This window comes from Bradyrhizobium sp. OK095, from assembly GCF_900109945.1.
Taxonomy (GTDB): Bacteria; Pseudomonadota; Alphaproteobacteria; order Rhizobiales; family Xanthobacteraceae; genus Bradyrhizobium.
Map to the genome: position 1 here is coordinate 158,408 of NZ_FOBX01000011.1, position 17,886 is coordinate 176,293.

Sequence of the window (17,886 nt, forward strand, 5' to 3'; positions counted from 1 at the left end):
CCGGTCGCGACCATGGCGATGGCGTTTATTTTGCTGCGTTTTTGGCCGTTGAACCCAGACTGGCTCAATTCCCACCCATATGGCGGATGACCCCCGCAGTCCGGGCTCTGGCGCCATCAGGCGTCACGGTGAGTTGATAGGCAGGCGGGTGACAACTTCTTGGCTGCAACGCAGTTGAATCGCGAACACAGGAACTAGGCATGATCGGCGCGCTCGCCCGCAAGTTTTTCGGCTCCGCCAACGACCGGCGGGTGAAGGGATATCAGTCCCGCGTCAACGCGATCAACGCGCTGGAGCCCGAGATCGTCAAGCTCTCCGACGACGAGCTCAAGGCCCGTACCGCCGAGTTCAAGAAGCAACTCGCCGAGGGCAAAACGCTCGACGATCTCCTGGTTCCCGCCTTCGCCACCGTGCGCGAGGCCGCCAAGCGCACGCTCGGCCAGCGCCATTTCGACGTCCAGCTGATCGGCGGCATGGTGCTGCACGAGGGCGACATCGCCGAGATGAAGACCGGCGAAGGCAAGACGCTGGTCGCGACGCTCGCGGTCTACCTCAACGCGCTCGCCGGCAAGGGCGTCCACGTCGTCACCGTCAACGACTACCTTGCCAGCCGCGACTCCGCCTGGATGGGCCAGATCTACGGCTTCCTCGGCCTGACCGCGGGCGTGATCGTCCATGGCCTCGACGATGCCGAGCGCAAGACGGCCTATGCCTGCGACATCACCTACGGCACCAACAACGAATACGGCTTCGACTATCTGCGCGACAACATGAAGTACCGGCTCGAGGACATGGTCCAGCGGCCACACTTCTACGCCATCGTCGACGAAGTCGACTCCATCCTGATCGACGAAGCGCGCACGCCGCTGATCATCTCCGGTCCGCTCGACGACCGCTCCGACTTCTACAACACCATCGACGGCTTCCTGCCCAAGCTCGACAAGACCGACTACGACGTCGACGAGAAGCAGCGCACCGTGACGCTCACTGAAGGCGGCATGGAGAAGATCGAGACGCTGCTGCGCGACGCCGGCCAGCTCAAGGGCGAGTCGCTCTACGACGTCGAGAACGTCTCCATCGTGCACCACATCAACCAGGCGCTGCGCGCCCACACGCTGTTCACGCGTGACAAGGACTACATCGTCCGCGACGACGAGGTCGTCATCATCGACGAGTTCACCGGACGCATGATGCAGGGCCGGCGCTATTCGGAAGGCCTGCACCAGGCGCTCGAAGCCAAAGAGCACGTTCAGGTCCAGCCCGAGAACCAGACGCTGGCCTCGATCACCTTCCAGAACTATTTCCGGATGTACGAAAAGCTCGCCGGCATGACCGGTACGGCGCTGACCGAAGCCGACGAATTGTTCGACATCTACAAGCTCGAGGTCGTGGAAATCCCGACCAATCTGTCGGTCGCTCGTCTCGACGAGGACGACGAGGTCTATCGCACCCAGAACGAGAAATACGCCGCGATCCTGGCCGAGATCGAGCGTGCCAATGCGCGGCTGCAGCCGGTGCTGGTCGGCACCGCCTCGATCGAAAAATCGGAAGTGATCGCCGAGTACCTCAAGAAGCACGGCTACCGGCAGATCGATTTCGGCAACGAGAACTCGATGCAGAAGTTGTATGCCGCCGCCCGCGCGGGCAAGCCGGCAAAGCTGTTCGCGGTGCTGAACGCGCGCTTCCACGAACAGGAAGCCTATATCGTTGCCGAAGCCGGCGTGCCCGGCGCGATCACGATCGCGACCAACATGGCCGGACGCGGCACCGACATCAAGCTCGGCGGCTCGCTCGAGATGCGCATCCAGCAGGAGACTGGCGGCATCGAGGACGAGGCCGAGAAGGCGAAGAAGATCGAGCAGATCAAGGCCGACATCGAGCACTTCCGCGACATCGTGCTGAAGGCCGAGGAAGAAGTCGAGATCGAGCCGGCCAAGGGCTCCAAGCCCGCCAAGACCGTGAAGAAGCCCGGCGGCCTCTACATCATGGGCTCCGAGCGCCACGAATCCCGCCGCATCGACAACCAGCTGCGCGGCCGCTCCGGCCGTCAGGGCGACCCCGGCCGCTCAAAATTCTTCCTGTCGCTGGAAGACGATCTGATGCGCATCTTCGGCTCGGATCGCCTCGACAGCATGCTCCAGCGCCTCGGCCTGCAAGAGGGCGAGGCCATCATCCATCCCTGGATCAACAAGGCGCTCGAGAAGGCGCAGCAGAAGGTCGAGGCACGCAACTTCGACATCCGCAAGAATTTGCTCAAGTTCGACAACGTCCAGAACGACCAGCGCAAGGTGATCTTCGACCAGCGCGTCGACCTGATGAAGGACGACAGCGTTGCCGAGACCGTCGCCGACATGCGCCACGCCTTCATCGACGACCTCGTCGCCAAGCACGTGCCCGAGCATGCCTATGCCGAGCAGTGGGACGTCGCCGGCCTGAAGGAAGAGCTGAGGCGCGTGCTCGATCTCGACCTGCCGGTCGAGGACTGGGCCAAGGAAGAGGGTATCGCCGACGAGGAGCTGCTCACGCGCATCGAGACCAAGGCCGACGAGCACATGGCCGCCAAGGTCGCGCAATGGGGGCCCGACGTGATGCGTTACGTCGAGAAGACCATTCTGCTCCAGACGCTCGACCATCTCTGGCGCGAGCATCTGATCATGCTCGACCATCTGCGCCAGGTCATTGGTCTGCGCGGTTACGGCCAGCGCGATCCCTTGCAAGAGTACAAGACCGAGGCCTTCAATCTCTTCCAGGAGATGAGCGCCCACCTGCGCGAGGCCGTCACGGCGCAGCTCATGCGCGTCGAGATCGTCCCGCCGGAGCAGGAAGCGCCTGTCCTGCCGCAGATGGAAGCGCACAAGTTCGACCCGAACACCGGCGAAGACGAAATGGCGCTGGCCAACGTCTCGCTTGGCGCGCAAGCCACCGATGCCGCCCTGCGCGATCCCAAGAACCCCGCGAGCTGGGGCAAAATCGGCCGCAACGAGGACTGCCCGTGCGGCAGCGGCAAGAAGTACAAGCACTGCCACGGGCGGTACGGTTAGCGATTAGCTACGCTATCAAGCGCGCGTGAGGCGCGATGCTCGCGCCTCATTCTCCGCTGTCGTCCCTTGCGAACGCAGGGACCCATATTGCGGAATCTATCGACGGCGCGCAGTCGTCGTAGCGCTCGATAAAGCGCAACTACTAATCTTTGAAACAACCACGGCCTGTGGTTATGGGTCCCGGATCTGCGCTTCGCTTGTCCGGGACGACGTGCTGAGAGGGCGCCGCTAAGCCGCCCCTCAATTCGAGCTGTCGATCAAGCTCTCCAGCAGCCGCTTCAACTCGCTCGTCGACTTGTCGCCGTAGCTCTCCAGGATGTGCTCCTCCTGGTCGACCGCGAGCGAGTTGAGCTTCTTGCACAGCACCTTGCCGCGGTCGGCGATGAACATCAAAACCTTGCGACGGTCGTGCGGGTCCTGCACGCGATAGACCAGCGTGTCGGAGACCATGCGGTCGATCATCTTGGTCAGCGTCGGATGATTGAGCAGCACCGCGTCGGCAAGCTCGCCCATCGAATGGCCGTCGCCATCCGACAGCACTTTCAGGATGCGCCATTGCTCGACGGGTACGCCTTCCTTGCTCAGGCGCAGTTCCAGCTGCCGGTTGATCTCCCGGTTGGCTTGCGCGAGCAGATAAGCGAGATGTTCGGTGATCGGGGTGTTCGGTTTTGCCACGGCTAAGACTTCGTCTTGACCCAAATGAGTGAATGTCTTGCAATCGATGCTGCATCTATATGCACTTCAATTCTTGAATATTCAATATTTTCGAAATAGGATGATTGCACAACAAAAGGGCGGATGCCGCGACCGCCTGCTCAATGAGCTTTCAGGTCTGGTGCCAGACAGGAGTTGGCGTGCGCGCGACGGTGAACTTCCCGGCTCACGGCGGCCCGGCGTTGCCGCCGTCCTTGCTGTTCAGGAATCTGTCGCCGTCGGCAGCGGATTTCGACCTGTCGCCGGTTGACGCACACTTCATGAAGCGCCGCGGCGCGCGCAACAAGCTGCGCATCGGCAATTTCCTCACCTTCACCGGCTCGCCCGGGATTTGGGGCCCGACCTCCACCAACAGCGCGATGCTGGCGGTCGCCGAGATCAACAAGCGTGGCGGCATTTTGGGCCGCGAGCTGGAGCTGTCGATCTATGATTCCGGCGGCCCGATCGACGATGTGGTGCGCCGCGCCGAGCAGGCGATCGCCTTCGACGAAGTCGATCTCATCATGGGCTCGCATATCAGCGCCGTCCGCGTCGCGCTGCGTAAGGTCACCGGCAATCGCATTCCCTACATCTACACGCCGGTCTATGAAGGCGGCGAACGCACTCCGGGCGTGATGGCGATCGGCGAGACGCCGCGCTGGCAGAGCCGGCCTGCGATCCACTGGCTTGCCGACGTCAAGAAGGCCGCGCGCTGGTATCTGATCGGCAGCGATTACGTCTGGCCATGGCAGTCGCATCGTTCGGTCAAGCGCTACATCAAGGAAGCGGGCGGCCAGGTCGTCGGGGAGGAGTTCGTCCCCGTCGGTGAGGACAATCACGAGCCGCATCTGGCGCGCATCCGTGCCGCCAAGCCTGACGTCGTGCTGATCTCGCTGATCGGCACCGACAGCATCACCTTCAACCGCGCCTTCGCCGAAGCGGGCCTTGCCACCTCGACGCTACGGCTTGCCGGCGCGATGGACGAGACCGTGCTGCTCGGCATCGGCGCCGACAACACCGGGAACCTGTTCTGCGCCTCCGGCTATTTCAACTGCATGGTCTCGCGCGCCAATGACGAGTTCCTCAGTGGCTACCAGGCCATGTTCGGCCCGCACGCCCCGCCGGTCGGTTCGGTCGGCCAATCCAACTATGAGGGACTGCGGTTCCTGGAGTCCGTCGCCAATCGCGCCGGCTCGCTGGCCTTTCGTCCGCTGCTCAAGGCCGCGCGCAACACCGTCTATTCGGCGGGCCGCGGTCCGGTAACTCTTCGCGATGGCCGCGCCGAGATGCCGATGTATCTCGCCGAGGCCGACGGCCTCGATTTCAAGCTGATCAAACGGCTCTGAGCCTCAGTCGCGCATCCCTAGCTGCCGAGATACGAAATAATACTTGAAAAGGAAAATATTTCCGTCTGTAATATCGACGCGAAGCCGGTTGGCCCGCGCCGTGCAGGCGCGAACCACGCGGCTTTCGTCCAATGCCAAGGATCAACCAAGCATCAAGAAGCCTTTGAGGAGAGCGCCGTGACTGTTGTCCTTCCCACGCCAGCCCAACTTCGCAGCGTCGCCGAGCAGTGCGGCCTTGCGCTGACCGATGAAGACGTGACCTCGTTCCGCGGCCTGATGCAGGGCTCGATCGAAGCCTACAATCTCGTCGGCGCGATGCCGGACGAGGTGCCGGAGGTGAAATATCCGCGCACGCCGGGCTACCGGCCCTCTCCGGAAGAGAACCCGCGCAACGCCTGGTATCGCAAGTCGACCGTGAAGGGCGCCGCCAGCGGCAAGCTCAAGGGCAAGACCGTCGCGCTGAAGGACAACATCATGCTCGCCGGCGTTCCCATGATGAACGGCTCGGCGACGCTGGAAGGCTACGTGCCTGACTTCGATGCGACCGTGGTGACGCGCATCCTGGACGCCGGCGCGGATATCCTCGGCAAGACCCATTGCGAATCCTTCTGCATGTCCGGCGGCAGCCATACCGGCGCGGTCGGGCCGGTCCATAACCCGCACAAGATGGGGTATTCGGCCGGCGGCTCGTCGTCCGGAAGCGGTGTCGTCGTCGCGCTCGGCGAAGCCGACATGGCGATGGGCGGCGACCAGGGCGGCTCGATCCGCATGCCGTCCTCGTTCTGCGGCACCTACGGCATGAAGCCGACCTGGGGGCTCGTGCCCTACACCGGCATCATGCCGATCGAAGTCTTCGTCGACCACACCGGCCCGATGACGGCGACCGTCGCCGACAATGCGCTGCTGCTCGAAGTGCTTGCCGGCGACGACGGTTACGATCCGCGCATCAAGGCCCCGAAGGTCGAGGACTACACCAAGGCGCTCGGCCAGGGCGTGAAGGGTATGAAGATCGGCATCCTCAAGGAAGGCTTTGAGCAGGCGAATGCGGAAGCCGCCGTCAACGAAAGCGTCCGCGAGGCCGCAAAACGCTTCAAGGATCTGGGCGCGACGGTCGAGATCGTCTCGATCCCGATGCATCTCATGGGACCCGCGATCTGGACCCCGATCGGCACCGAGGGCATGACCCAGACCATGATGTACGGCGACGGTTACGGCCTGAGCCGGTCCGACCTCTACTCGACCTCGCTGATGGATTTCCATCGCGGCTGGCGCCGGCAGGCGGACTCGCTGTCGGAGACGACAAAGCTGTTCCTGCTGCTCGGCACTTACATCAACAACACTTTTGGTCCGCGCTATTACGGCAAGGCGCTCAATATCTCGCGACGCCTGACTGCGGCCTACGACAAAGCGTTCAAGGACTACGACCTGCTGCTGCTGCCGACGACGCCGATGAAGGCGACCAAGCTGCCGGAGCCGACCGCCAGCCGTGAGGACTACGTCGCCCGCGCGCTGGAGATGATCTCCAACACAGCGCCGTTCGACATCACCCATCATCCCGCGATGTCGCTGCCCTGCGGCATGGTCGACGGCCTGCCGGTCGGCCTGATGCTGGTCGGCCGCATGTTCGAGGAATCCACCATCTACCGCGCCGCTCATGCCTTCGAGCAGATCGGCGACTGGAAGAAGATGTGAGCGAGGCTTTGATGCAGACGGACGGAACAGCACCAAATGGCTAACGCGTTCGTCGCGGCGTTCGAAATCCTGAGTTTTGGCGCGATCATCGTCCTGATCGTGCTTGGGCTCGGGATCATCGCCAGCATGATGGGCATCTTCAATTTCGCGCAGGGCGAGTTCGTCCTGCTCGGGGCCTACATCACCTATCTCGCCTACGCCAAGGGCCTGCCGATCTGGACCGGCATGGTCGCGGCGCCCTTCGTGGTCGGCGCGCTCGGCTTCGTGCTGGAGGCGCTGATCATCCGCCGCTTCTACGCTGCGCCCATCGTTGCCATGCTCGGCACCTATGCACTCGGGCTGATCATCCGCGAATCCGTGCGCGGCCTGATCGGCGGCTTCTATCTCACCGTGCCCGAGCCGATCGGCGGCTCGATCGATATCGGCGCCATGCACATCTCCGCCTGGCGCTTCACCATCATCGTCATCACGCTGCTGGTGATGGCGGGCTGTTATCTCCTGCTGTCGCGCACGAGTTTTGGATTGCGCATGCGGGCGACGCTGGAAAATCCGTCGCTGGCGCGAGCGTCGGGCATTTCCACGCCCTTGATGTACGGCGCCACCTTTGCGTTCGGCTCCGCGCTCGCCGGCCTTGCCGGTGCGCTGATCGTGCCGGTGTTCAGTCTCTATGCCGATCTCGGGCTGCGCTTCCTGATCCAGGGCTTTGTCGCGGTGATGGTCGGCGGCATCGGCTCCTTCATCGGGCCGGTCGCCGGCGCCGGCGTCATCGGCACGCTCAGCGCCGCGCTGCCATGGGTGATGGCGCCTGTCGTCGCCGACGTCCTCGTTTTCGTTCTCGCCATTGTCTTCATCAAATTCCGGCCACAGGGCCTCATCGCTGGAAAAGGGGTTTAAATATGTTTGCAGATCGCACCAATCTTACCCGCCGCCGCTTCCTCGGCAATTTAGCCTTTGCCACCGGCGCGGTCGCGACCGGTGTCGGCAGTTGGGTGATCCCGGCGCCTTGGGCCAACGCGGCCGAGGGCCCGATCAAGGTCGGCATCGCCACGGACCTCACCGGTCCGATCGCCTATGCCGGCACAGCTGACGCCAATGTCGCCAAGATGCTGATCAAGGAGATGAACGCCGCGGGTGGCTTGCTCGGCCGCCCGCTCGAGCTCTACATCGAGGACACCGCCTCGAACGAATCCGTCGCCGTCGGCAATGTCCGAAAACTGATCCAGCGCGACAAGGTCGACATGGTGCTGGGCGGCATCACCTCGTCGATGCGCAACGCGATCAAGGATCCGATCGTGGCGCGCGGCAAGACGCTCTACATCTATCCGCAGCTCTACGAGGGCAAGGAGTGCACGCCCTATCTGTTCTGCACCGGGCCGACCCCGGCGCAGCAGTGCGACGAATTCATCCCTTGGCTGATCAAGAACGGCGGCAAGAAATTTGCGCTGCCGAGCGCCAATTATGTCTGGCCGCATACGCTCAACGTTTACGCCCGCAAGGTGATCGAGGCGAACGGCGGCGAGGTGGTGTTCGAGGAATATTATCCGCTCGACCAGGTCGACTTCTCCGCGACCGTCAACCGCATCATCTCCAACAAGGTCGATGTCGTCTTCAACACCGTCATCCCGCCCGGCGTCGGCCCGTTCTTCAAGCAGCTCTATGAAGCCGGCTTCCTCAAGAACGGCGGGCGTTTGGCTTGCGTCTACTATGACGAGAACACGCTCAACATCAATCAGGCCGCCGAGATCGAGGGGCTCGCGAGCTGTCTCGATTACTTCAAGGTGCTGACCAAGGAGGATGCGTTCAACGCAAAAATCCAGGCGGCCTATGAGAAGGATTTCCCCGGCAACTTCCTGTTCGCCGCCGGCAGTGCCGCGACCGGCACCTATCGCGGCCTGAAGCTGTGGGAAGCCGCCGTCAAGGAAGCCGGCAAGGTCGATCGCGAGTCGGTTGCCGCCGCGCTCGACCACGCCAAGATCGCGGAAGGCCCGGGCGGACCGGCCGAGATGGTGCCGGGCAAGCGGCACTGCAAGATGAAGATGTACACTGCAGTGGCCAAGGGCGGGAATTACGAGATCGTCGGACGTAGCAATGGTCTCGTCGATCCCAAGGAATGCTGAGAAGGAATGCTAAGGTCGAATGCCGAAGTCGATGGGCGCAGTGAAACAGGCGATCCCCGCCGAGATCGGCGGGGAGACGGACGCCGTCATGGGTAGCAGCGGAGCGGCGGCTGAGGCCGTCGCGGGACGAAAAATCCTGCCGATCGTGGAGGGCGTGGTGCTCGTCGCCGCGCTCCTCGCGCCGCTGGTGCTGCAAGACTACCTCACGGTGTTCGCGACGCGCGTGATCATCCTCGCGCTGTTCGCGCTGTCGTTCGATCTGGTCTGGGGCTACGCCGGCATCATGAGTTTTGGCCAGGCCTTGTTCTTCGGCTCGGCCGGCTATGGCGTGGCACTGCTCGCGCGCGACCTGGACATCACCAACATCTTCCTGGTGCTGCCGGCGGGCACGATCATCGGCCTGACCTTCGCGCTGCTGCTTGGCGGCTTCCTGCTGCTCGGACGGCATCCTTCCAGCGTGATCTTCGTCTCGCTGGGCACGCTGACCGGCTCCTACGCGGCCGATCGCCTCGCGCGCGGCTGGTATTATCTCGGCGGCCAGAACGGCATCCCCTCGATCGCGCCGATGACGCTCGGCGGCTACGAGTTCTCGGAAGGGCCGCCCTTCTACTATCTCGTGCTCGGCATTCTCGTCGTCGTCTATCTGCTCTGCCGCTTCCTGGTGCGCTCGCAGTTCGGGCTGGCGCTCGCAGGCCTGCGCGAGAACGAGCAGCGCATCGCCTTCTTCGGCTACAAGGTGCAGCATCTGAAAGCGATCATCTTCGCCATCGGCGGCGCCGTCGCGGGCCTCGCCGGCAGCCTCTATGCCTTCCACGAAGGTTTTGTCTGGCCCAACATGGTCGGCGTCGTCGTTTCGACGCAGGTCGTGCTCTATGTGCTGTTCGGCGGCTCTGGCACGCTGATCGGTGCGGTCATCGGCGCTGTCATTGTCGAGGGCGTCAGCTTCTGGCTCTCCGACAATTACCGCGACATCTGGCCGATCATCCTTGGATTGCTGCTGCTGCTCGTGATCCTGTTCCGGCCGCTCGGCCTGATCAGTTTTGTGCTCGGCGAACGCGAGCGGGTCGGCAGCTTCGGCGCGAAGATCAAGGAGAAGCGCGATGCCGCTCCTTGAAGCCGCAGGCGTCTCAAAGATATTCGGCAAGCTCACCGCGCTCGACGGCGCCGCGCTCACTGTCGGCGAGAACGAGTTTCACGGCCTGATTGGCCCCAACGGCTCTGGCAAGAGCACGCTGATGAAGTGCATCGCGGGGGCCGAGGTACCGACGCAGGGCAAGGTGAGCTTCATCAACACCGACATCACCGCGTTCACGCCGACCGAGCGTGCGCGGGCCGGAATGAGCCTGAAATTCCAGATCACGTCCGTGCTGCCGTCGCTGACGCTCTACGACAACATCCTGCTCGCGCTGCAGGCGCAATCCTCGCTGCTCGACCTCGTGTTCTCGCGCACCCGCGGGCTCCTGCACGATCAGGTCATGACCATGCTGACGCAATTCCGTCTCGCCGACCGCGCCTTCGATCCGGCCGCGGCGCTGTCGCACGGCCAGCAGCAATGGCTGGAGATCGCGATGGCGCTTGCGGGCAAACCAAAACTGTTGCTGCTGGATGAGCCGACCGGCGGCATGAGCCTGGAGGAGCGCCGCGTCACCGGCGAATTGCTCCAGCCGATTAAAAAACACTGCTCGCTCGTCATCGTCGAGCACGACCTCGATTTCATCCGCGACATCTGTGACCGCCTGACCGTGCTCGACCAGGGCAAGGTGCTGGCATCCGGCACGGTGTCCGAGATCCAGGCCAACAAAGCCGTCCAGGAGATTTATCTGCGCCGTGCCTGAATTTTTGGACATCAAGCATCTCGACGCCGGCTATGGTCGCAGCCAGGTCCTGTTCGACGTCAGCCTCGGCATCCCCTGGCGCGGCGGGGTCGCCGTGCTCGGGCGCAACGGCGCCGGCAAGACCACGCTGATGAAAACCATCGTCGGCGAGCTGCCGGCGTGGAAGGGCGAGGTCGCCTTCGACGGCCGCGACATCAGCCGCCGCGCCACCCAGGAGCGCGTTCGTGCCGGCATCGGCTACGTCCCGCAGGAGCATTCGGTGTTCGCGCGCCTGTCGGTGCGCGACAATCTCGCGGTCGGCTCGCTCACCAACAGGGATGCCAATGCGGTCGATCGCGTGCTGGCCATCTTCCCAAAACTCGGCCAGCGCCTCGACCAGCCCGCCGGCACGCTCTCCGGCGGCGAACGCAAGATGCTCGCCATCGGCCGTGCCATGCTGGGCGATCCAAAACTTCTGTTGCTGGATGAGCCGACCGAAGGCGTCTGGATCGGCGTCATCGAGGAGATCACCGAACGCCTGATCGAGCTCGCGAAGAACATCGCCGTCATCATCGTCGAGCAGCACCTCGACCTGGCGCTCCGCGTCGCGGACTATGCCTATGTGCTGGACCGTGGAAGAGTCGCGTTGCAGGGGCAGGCGGGGGAGGTGAGGGACAATCCAGAACTGGTGCGGTATCTGGCGCCGTAGGTTGCGCTGCCCGCTCTGCAGCTATCGCTCGCCGCGGCACCCTGCCAGTCCCGTCATCCTGAGGCGCGAGTGATGGGGCGCGGAAGCGCCCCATCGGGAGCCTCGAAGGGTGAGCGGCCGAGATGCAGCCGGGCCGTCGCCCTTCGAGGCTCGCTACGCGAGCGCCTCAGGGTGACGGTGAGAGACTGTCAGTCGAGGAAGGCCTGAACCAGAGCCCTGCCCCTACTTCACCGCCCCGAACCGGCTCTCGAACGAGTTCGACGACACCACCGGCGCGGCGCCCATGATCTGGGTTGCTTCGCCGGCGCCATCCGACACCGACGGCTTCAGCGCCGGACGCGTTGCGGCAAGCCGTGTATCTGGCTTCACCGGCTCGACGGGTTTTGCGGCCACGGTCGCGGCTGGCTTCGGGGCATCTTTCGAAGTGTCGCGGCCGGGCACGAACCGGGTCACCGCGGCCTTCAGGCGTGATGCTGCGGTGGTCGGCGTTGTCGACGTCGTGGCCGGAGCTGCGGACGCGGTGGCTTGCGGCGGAGGCGTTGTCGCCGTGGTCTCGGCGGTGCCCATGCCCATCTTGCGGCCGAGGTTGGAGAAGAAGCCGGACTTTTCGGCCGGCGCGGCTGTGGCGACGCGGGTGTTGGTGGCGGGCGCGCTGACGGCGACGACCGGCTCTTCCTGCGGCGCAGCCGCGATAGCTTCGAGATTCGGCTTGGGCGGATTGACGGTGCCGGGGATCGTGCCCGGCGCCTTCGACATCGCCAGCATCTGGAGCGTGGTGCCTTCGGCCCCCTCCGACAGACCTGTCGATCCCTCCGGAATCTTCGCGGCAAAAATCTTGTTCATGCCGCCGTCGATGCCGGTGTTCATGCGCGCAACCGGCGTGCCGCGCGAAACCAGCTTGTTGTATTCGGCCTGGTCGCGCTGGTCCTTCTCGCGCACGGCGCTCGCGATGTCTTCAGGGATCACATAGGCCGGGCATTTTGCCGAGGCGTCGAACACCGGATCGCGCTTGGCGTCGGGCGCGCGTGTCGCGTCGAAGACGTACTTCTTCTCGCAGAAATCGACCTTCGGCTCCTGCCGCGTCACCTCGAAATGATCATAGCCTTCCTTGATCATCTTCCAGAAGGCCATGTTCGGATTGGTCCGGTGCTTGGCCATGTTCACCGGCGTCATCTTGAACGGATAGGCCTGGAACTGAAACGCCTTCTGGCCGCCGAAGAAGGACTCGCGGCCCATCGAATAGATCTCGGCGATCTGCTCGTCGGTCATCGCGTAGCAGCCGCGCGAGGAGCAATCGCCATGCACCATCAGCTGCGAGCCAGTGCGGCCGAGTGCCTTGTCGAACGCGTTGGGGAAGCCGGTGTTGAACGAAAGGTAGTAGGCCGATTGCGGATTCATCTGGCTCGGATTGATCGAGTAGAATCCTTCGGGCGCCTGGCGGTCGCCCTCGCGCACCTTCGGACCGAGATCGCCGGACCAGCGGCAAATCGGATAGGTCTTGAGCAGCGCGAATTGGCCGTTGCGGGTCTGCTTCCAGATCTCGAGCTCGGCCTCCTGCTTGAACAGGCGGATCAGGATCGGCGATTGCAGATCCATGTCCTTCTCGCCCATCGCGGCGATGAGTTTGGGCGAGACCGGCTGGTTGGCCTTGGCGTTGGTCGCGAGCGAAACCTGGTCGGTATCGCAGCCGGCCAGCATGATGCTGGCCGTCATCAGCGCAACCGAAGCCAAGAGCGCGCGAGCAAGCGAACGAGAAATCAAGATGGACCCCACACCGTGCCGGGCATCGCGCAAACCCCAATCTCGAAGCATGATCCGACCGGACATCCGGACCCGTCGTGACGGGCGCTTTCAGACCACGCTCCAGCGCTTATGCCCTGAAGCCATTGATTAAAATTCTAACCTCTGGGTCATGTGGTCGCAACCCGAGCTGGGATCACGAGCCCGTTGGCCCAGTGGCATGGTCAACGAAGACTAAATGGACGCGACTTTGGGCCGTACTTGGGCCTTTCGGCCAAAGTGGTACTGAGATCGCTGATTTGGGCAAAAAAAGGGTTAACGCGGGGTTAGCGGGGGGCTTCGGGGGAGGTGCCTCGTGCCCCGGACGCGGCGCAGCGCGAAGCGTTGCGACGCAGAGCCGGGGCCCATGCTGACGGCGATCCCGGAGCCTGCTGGGTCCCGGCTCTGCGGAGCGTCACTGCGTGCCGCACCGCGTCCGGGACACGAGAAACCGGCCCGAATCAGCCCAGTTTCCGACCGATATCGAGGAATTTCTGCCGCCGCAGCTTGCGGATAGTGTCGCCGTCCAGGCCCCGGAGCTCGTCAAAAGCCTTGGCGATGGCATCGCCCGTGGTGGCGATCATGGCGGCGGGGTCGCGGTGGGCGCCGCCGACCGGCTCCTTCAAAATACCGTCGATCACCCCGAAGCGCAGCATGTCCTGGGCGGTGATCTTCATGTTGTTGGCGGCTTCCTGCGCCTTGGAGCCGTCGCGCCAGAGGATCGAGGACGCCGCTTCCGGCGAGATCACGCTGTAGATCGCGTGCTCCAGCATCAACACCCTGTTGGCGGTGGTGATGGCGATGGCGCCGCCGGACATGCCCTCGCCGGTGATGATGGCGACGTTCGGCACGGTCAGCGCCATGCAGGCATCGGTGGAGCGCGCGATCGCCTCGGCCTGACCGCGCTCCTCGGCGCCGATGCCGGGATAGGCGCCGGCGGAATCGGCGAGCGACAGCACCGGCAGGCCAAACCGCTCCGCCATCTCCATCAGCCGCACGCATTTGCGATAGCCCTCGGGCCGCGCCATGCCGAAATTGTGCTTGATGCGGCTCTCGGTGGAATCGCCCTTTTCCTGGCCCATTACGCAGATGGCTTCGCCGCGGAAGCGGCCGAAGCCGGCGACCAGTGCCTCGTCCTCGCCGAACTTGCGGTCGCCGGCGAGCGGCGTGAACTCAGTGATCAGGCCCTTGATGAAATCGTTGAAATGCGGCCGCTGCGGATGCCGCGCGACCAGCGTCTTCTGCCACGGCGTCAGGTTCAGATAGAGGTCGGCCAGCGCCTGCGCCGCCTTGTCCTCGATCTTCCCGATCTCCTCGGCGATGTCGGTGCCGGAGGCCGCAAGCGTCCTGAGCTCATCGACCTTGGAGTCGAGCTCGGCGACGGGCTTTTCGAAGTCGAGATAACTGCGCATCTGATCTGGCATCAACTCAATATAGGGGGACGGGGCGAGGACGCGAAGCGGGGTTGGCTTCTCGGAAAGAAGTGTAGCTTCTTCAAGGGCTTGACCTGTGCGCTCCCGGGAGCGCACCAAATCACGAATGAGGCCACGGCTCTTTCTGCGGAGATGTGGCCGAAGTCAAGGCGGTTTCGGCTACGGACGAGACCCTTACTTCTCCGCCAGCGGATGCAGGTCGCGCACCAGGCTCTTCAGTCGCTCCTCGACCACATGGGTGTAGATTTGCGTCGTCGAAATATCGGTGTGGCCGAGCAGGGTCTGCACGATGCGCAGATCGGCGCCGTTGTGAAGCAGATGGCTGGCGAAGGCGTGGCGCAACACGTGCGGGGAGACCAGCCGGGCCTGAAGCCCCGAGGCGACCGCGAGTTCCTTGAGGTCGCGGGCGAAATGCTGTCGCGTCAGGTGCCCACTCTCACCGAAGGAGGGAAACAGCCATTTCGAGGCGGCGAGGCTGTCTTTCTTCTTCTCAGTCTTTGCCGCTTCCGTCGCCGCGAGATAATCCGCCATCGCCTGCCGCGAGGCCTCGTTGAGCGGCACCAGTCGTTCCTTGTTGCCCTTGCCGCGCACCACGATCATGCGCGCGTCGCGCTTGGCGGCCGTGCGCGGCAGCGCCACCAGCTCGGAGACGCGCAAGCCTGTGGCGTAGAGCACCTCGAGCAGGCAATACAGCCGCAAGGCGCGCAGCCGCTTCGACGACGAGGCATCCTCCGCCTCGCTCAGCTCCTTGGCGCGACGGAGCATGCGGTCGACATCCGCGATCGACAGCACCTTTGGCAGGCCGCGGCCGCGCTTGGGGCCGGACAGGATTGCGGCGGGATCCTCGGTCCGGATCCGCTCGTTCAGCAGGAAGCGATAGAGATGCCGCATCGCCGACAGCCGCCGCGCGACGCTGGTGGATTTGAAGCCGCGGGTGTCGAGATCGGCGAGATAGTCGCGCAGCGTCTGCGTCTCCGCGTCCGCAAATGTATGGCCGATGCGGCCGAGAAATTCCGAGAAATCGGTGAGGTCGCGGCGGTAGGCATCGAGCGTGTTGGGGCCGGCGCCCTGTTCCGCCGCGAGCATGTCGAGGAACAGGCCGGTGAGTTTTGTGTCTGAGGGCTTGTTTGCGGAAGATCTGGCACGCATGCCCCGCAGCCTAGCTCCTATTTCTTGAGAAACTTATCCGGCGGGATCGTCACCGTCATTTCCCGCGACTTCGGACTGACGAAGTTCGCCAGCGCGAAGACCACGCCATAGACGATGCCGGCGATCACGGCGACGGCCGTCAGGAAGCGGAACAGGCTGGGCATCGGGCGAGGTCTCGGAGAGGGTCTCGAGGCGTGGCAAATTAACCAATGAAATCATCCAACATGTTCGCCCTTTCGTGGCAAGAGTCCTCTGGCGAGGGCCCCGAGGGGGTCGTATAGGTGGCCAAGGGTGCCGCCTTTGGCGGCAGATTGAGCGAGATCCAGAGCAAGATCCATGTCCGACGCCGCGTTGCCGATCCAAGCTTCGCCTGAGGCCGACATCCTGTCGGTGCTCGGGGCGCGCTCGATCGTGCTCGTCGGCATGATGGGGGTGGGCAAATCCACCATCGGCCGCCGCATGGCTATCAGGCTGAAGCTGCCCTTCGTCGATGCCGACACCGAGATCGAGGCGGCGGCCGGCATGACCATACCCGAGATTTTCGAGCGCCATGGCGAGGCGCATTTCCGCGACGGCGAGGCCCGCGTGATCGCCCGTCTCCTCGACGGCGGCCCAGTGGTGCTGGCGACCGGCGGCGGCGCCTTCATGCGCGAGGAGACGCGGGGCCGCATCGCGGCGAAGGCGATCTCGATCTGGCTCAAGGCCGACCACGACATCATCATGCGCCGCGTGCGCCGGCGCGCCGACCGCCCGCTGCTCCAGACCGCCGACCCCGAGGGAACCGTCACGCGCCTGCTCACCGAGCGCGAGCCGGTCTATGGCAAGGCCGACCTCACCATCGCCTCGCGCGATGTGCCGCACGACAGAATCGTCGATGAGACCATCGAGACGTTGCGCGCGCATCTTTGCGGCGAACAGGCCGCGCCCCAAACACCTGCCGACGTCGCGAGTGCCGTACGATGACTGCGCCCTTGAAACATTCCGACCCTGTCAACGTCGACGTCGCGCTTGGCGACCGCGCCTATGACATCGTCATCGGCCGCGGCGAACTCGCTTCGCTCGGCGAACGGGTCGCAGCGTTGCGCCCCGGTGTGCGCACCGCAATCGTCACCGACCGCACCGTTGCGAAATACTGGCTCGAGCCGGCCGAAGCATCGCTCGCGGCGAGCGGCATTCCGACCTCACGCGTCGTCGTCGAGGAAGGCGAGATCTCAAAAACCTATGCAGGCCTGGAAAAGGTCAGCGAGGCCCTGATCGCCGCCAAGATCGAGCGCAACGATCTCGTCATCGCGCTCGGCGGCGGCGTGGTCGGCGATCTCGCCGGCTTTGCGGCGGCGATCCTGCGCCGCGGCGTCGATTTCGTGCAGGTGCCGACCTCGCTTTTGGCGCAGGTCGATTCCTCCGTCGGCGGCAAGACCGGCATCAACTCGCCGCAGGGCAAGAATCTGCTCGGCGCCTTCCACCAGCCGGTGCTTGTCATCGCCGACACCGCCGTGCTCGACACACTGTCGCCGCGACAATTCCGTGCCGGCTATGCGGAGGTCGCCAAATACGGCGTGCTCGGCGACGAGGCCTTCTTCACCTGGCTGGAAAAGAACCATTCCGACATTTTTAAAGGCGGCTCGGGCCGCGAGCATGCGATCGCGACCTCCTGCCGCGCCAAGGCCGGAGTCGTCTCGCGCGATGAGCGCGAGACCGGCGAGCGCGCGCTGCTCAATCTCGGTCACACTTTCGGTCACGCGCTGGAAGCGGCGACCGGTTTCTCCGACCGCCTGTTCCATGGCGAGGGTGTGTCGATCGGCATGACGTTGGCAGCGCAGTTTTCCGCAAAACTCGGCATGATCGGCGACGCCGACGCGGCGCGCATCGAGCGGCATCTGGTTGAAGCCGGCCTGCCGACCCGCTTGCAGGACATCGCTGGCTTTGCGCAGGAAGGGCTTGCCGATGCCGACGCGCTGATGGCGCTGATGGCGCAGGACAAGAAAGTCAAGCGCGGCAAACTCACCTTCATCCTGCTGGAGGCCGTGGGGCGCGCCGTGATCGCGAAGGACGTCGAGCCGACCCCGGTGCGCGATTTCCTGAAAGAGAAGCTGGCGCAGAAGGCGTGATGCGC

Annotated in this window: 15 protein-coding genes; 10 read left to right on the forward strand and 5 right to left on the reverse strand. The window is 64.1% G+C overall.

Features of this window, described 5'->3' with window-relative positions; translation table 11 throughout:
* Window positions 1-200: 200 nt before the first annotated feature.
* Window positions 201-3,041, forward strand: a complete 2,841-nt coding sequence (secA, locus tag BMW89_RS27350; protein WP_092030838.1) for a preprotein translocase subunit SecA — start codon at window positions 201-203, stop codon at window positions 3,039-3,041.
* A 240-nt stretch (window positions 3,042-3,281) separates the two neighbouring features.
* Here secA and BMW89_RS27355 read toward each other — a convergent pair whose 3' ends face one another.
* Window positions 3,282-3,716 carry a MarR family winged helix-turn-helix transcriptional regulator gene (locus BMW89_RS27355; RefSeq protein ID WP_092030841.1) on the reverse strand — a complete coding sequence of 145 codons (435 nt, stop codon included), beginning with the start codon at window positions 3,714-3,716 and terminating at the stop codon, window positions 3,282-3,284.
* 179 nt (window positions 3,717-3,895) lie between these two features.
* Here BMW89_RS27355 and BMW89_RS27360 point away from each other — a divergent pair, with 179 nt between their 5' ends.
* From BMW89_RS27360 to BMW89_RS27390, 7 genes are all read left to right on the forward strand, one after another.
* Entirely contained in the window at window positions 3,896-5,080 is a 1,185-nt protein-coding gene (locus tag BMW89_RS27360; RefSeq protein ID WP_177196348.1) for a substrate-binding domain-containing protein, read from the forward strand.
* 177 nt (window positions 5,081-5,257) lie between these two features.
* Complete coding sequence (locus tag BMW89_RS27365; RefSeq protein ID WP_092030842.1) at window positions 5,258-6,772, forward strand: amidase; 1,515 nt, start codon at window positions 5,258-5,260, stop codon at window positions 6,770-6,772.
* Between the two features lie 36 nt (window positions 6,773-6,808).
* Window positions 6,809-7,666, forward strand: a complete 858-nt coding sequence (locus BMW89_RS27370; protein ID WP_092030844.1) for a branched-chain amino acid ABC transporter permease — start codon at window positions 6,809-6,811, stop codon at window positions 7,664-7,666.
* Window positions 7,667-7,668: 2 nt separating this feature from the next.
* Entirely contained in the window at window positions 7,669-8,889 is a 1,221-nt protein-coding gene (locus BMW89_RS27375) for a substrate-binding protein (protein WP_092030845.1), read from the forward strand.
* Between the two features lie 19 nt (window positions 8,890-8,908).
* Complete coding sequence (locus tag BMW89_RS27380) at window positions 8,909-10,003, forward strand: branched-chain amino acid ABC transporter permease (RefSeq protein ID WP_092030847.1); 1,095 nt, start codon at window positions 8,909-8,911, stop codon at window positions 10,001-10,003.
* Window positions 9,990-10,724, forward strand: coding sequence for an ABC transporter ATP-binding protein (locus BMW89_RS27385; protein ID WP_092030849.1), 735 nt, complete (start codon window positions 9,990-9,992; stop codon window positions 10,722-10,724). The genes BMW89_RS27380 and BMW89_RS27385 overlap by 14 nt, the downstream gene beginning before the upstream one ends.
* A complete protein-coding gene (locus tag BMW89_RS27390) occupies window positions 10,717-11,412 on the forward strand; it encodes a branched-chain amino acid ABC transporter ATP-binding protein (RefSeq protein WP_092030851.1) in 696 nt (231 codons plus the stop codon). The genes BMW89_RS27385 and BMW89_RS27390 overlap by 8 nt, the downstream gene beginning before the upstream one ends.
* 222 nt (window positions 11,413-11,634) lie before the next feature.
* Here the strand turns inward: BMW89_RS27390 and BMW89_RS27395 are convergent, their stop codons facing one another.
* From BMW89_RS27395 to BMW89_RS27410, 4 genes are all read right to left on the reverse strand, one after another.
* On the reverse strand, window positions 11,635-13,125 hold the full coding sequence (locus BMW89_RS27395) for a L,D-transpeptidase family protein (RefSeq protein WP_177196349.1): 1,491 nt from the start codon (window positions 13,123-13,125) through the stop codon (window positions 11,635-11,637).
* A 527-nt stretch (window positions 13,126-13,652) separates the two neighbouring features.
* Window positions 13,653-14,615, reverse strand: a complete 963-nt coding sequence (locus tag BMW89_RS27400; protein WP_092030855.1) for an acetyl-CoA carboxylase carboxyltransferase subunit alpha — start codon at window positions 14,613-14,615, stop codon at window positions 13,653-13,655.
* Window positions 14,616-14,798: 183 nt separating this feature from the next.
* The gene (gene xerD / locus BMW89_RS27405; RefSeq protein WP_092030857.1) at window positions 14,799-15,773 is read right to left on the reverse strand and encodes a site-specific tyrosine recombinase XerD; all 975 of its coding nucleotides are present in this window, start codon (window positions 15,771-15,773) and stop codon (window positions 14,799-14,801) included.
* 17 nt (window positions 15,774-15,790) lie between these two features.
* Entirely contained in the window at window positions 15,791-15,937 is a 147-nt protein-coding gene (locus tag BMW89_RS27410) for a histidine kinase (protein ID WP_092030859.1), read from the reverse strand.
* 172 nt (window positions 15,938-16,109) lie between these two features.
* Here BMW89_RS27410 and BMW89_RS27415 point away from each other — a divergent pair, with 172 nt between their 5' ends.
* Both BMW89_RS27415 and aroB read left to right on the forward strand, forming a co-directional pair.
* Window positions 16,110-16,736, forward strand: coding sequence for a shikimate kinase (locus BMW89_RS27415; protein WP_092030861.1), 627 nt, complete (start codon window positions 16,110-16,112; stop codon window positions 16,734-16,736).
* Window positions 16,733-17,881 carry a 3-dehydroquinate synthase gene (gene aroB / locus BMW89_RS27420; RefSeq protein WP_092030863.1) on the forward strand — a complete coding sequence of 383 codons (1,149 nt, stop codon included), beginning with the start codon at window positions 16,733-16,735 and terminating at the stop codon, window positions 17,879-17,881. Before BMW89_RS27415 ends, aroB begins: the two co-directional genes overlap by 4 nt.
* Window positions 17,882-17,886: the final 5 nt, after the last annotated feature.

Coding starts and splice junctions, on each gene's coding strand:
- secA (WP_092030838.1), top strand. CDS start 201: ATGATCGGCGCGCTCGCCCGCAAGTTTTTCGGCTCCGCCAACGACCGG.
- BMW89_RS27370 (WP_092030844.1), top strand. CDS start 6,809: ATGGCTAACGCGTTCGTCGCGGCGTTCGAAATCCTGAGTTTTGGCGCG.
- BMW89_RS27375 (WP_092030845.1), top strand. CDS start 7,669: ATGTTTGCAGATCGCACCAATCTTACCCGCCGCCGCTTCCTCGGCAAT.
- BMW89_RS27380 (WP_092030847.1), top strand. CDS start 8,909: ATGCCGAAGTCGATGGGCGCAGTGAAACAGGCGATCCCCGCCGAGATC.
- BMW89_RS27385 (WP_092030849.1), top strand. CDS start 9,990: ATGCCGCTCCTTGAAGCCGCAGGCGTCTCAAAGATATTCGGCAAGCTC.
- BMW89_RS27395 (WP_177196349.1), bottom strand. CDS start 13,125: ATGACGGCCAGCATCATGCTGGCCGGCTGCGATACCGACCAGGTTTCG.
- BMW89_RS27400 (WP_092030855.1), bottom strand. CDS start 14,615: ATGCCAGATCAGATGCGCAGTTATCTCGACTTCGAAAAGCCCGTCGCC.
- xerD (WP_092030857.1), bottom strand. CDS start 15,773: ATGCGTGCCAGATCTTCCGCAAACAAGCCCTCAGACACAAAACTCACC.
- BMW89_RS27410 (WP_092030859.1), bottom strand. CDS start 15,937: ATGCCCAGCCTGTTCCGCTTCCTGACGGCCGTCGCCGTGATCGCCGGC.
- BMW89_RS27415 (WP_092030861.1), top strand. CDS start 16,110: ATGTCCGACGCCGCGTTGCCGATCCAAGCTTCGCCTGAGGCCGACATC.
- aroB (WP_092030863.1), top strand. CDS start 16,733: ATGACTGCGCCCTTGAAACATTCCGACCCTGTCAACGTCGACGTCGCG.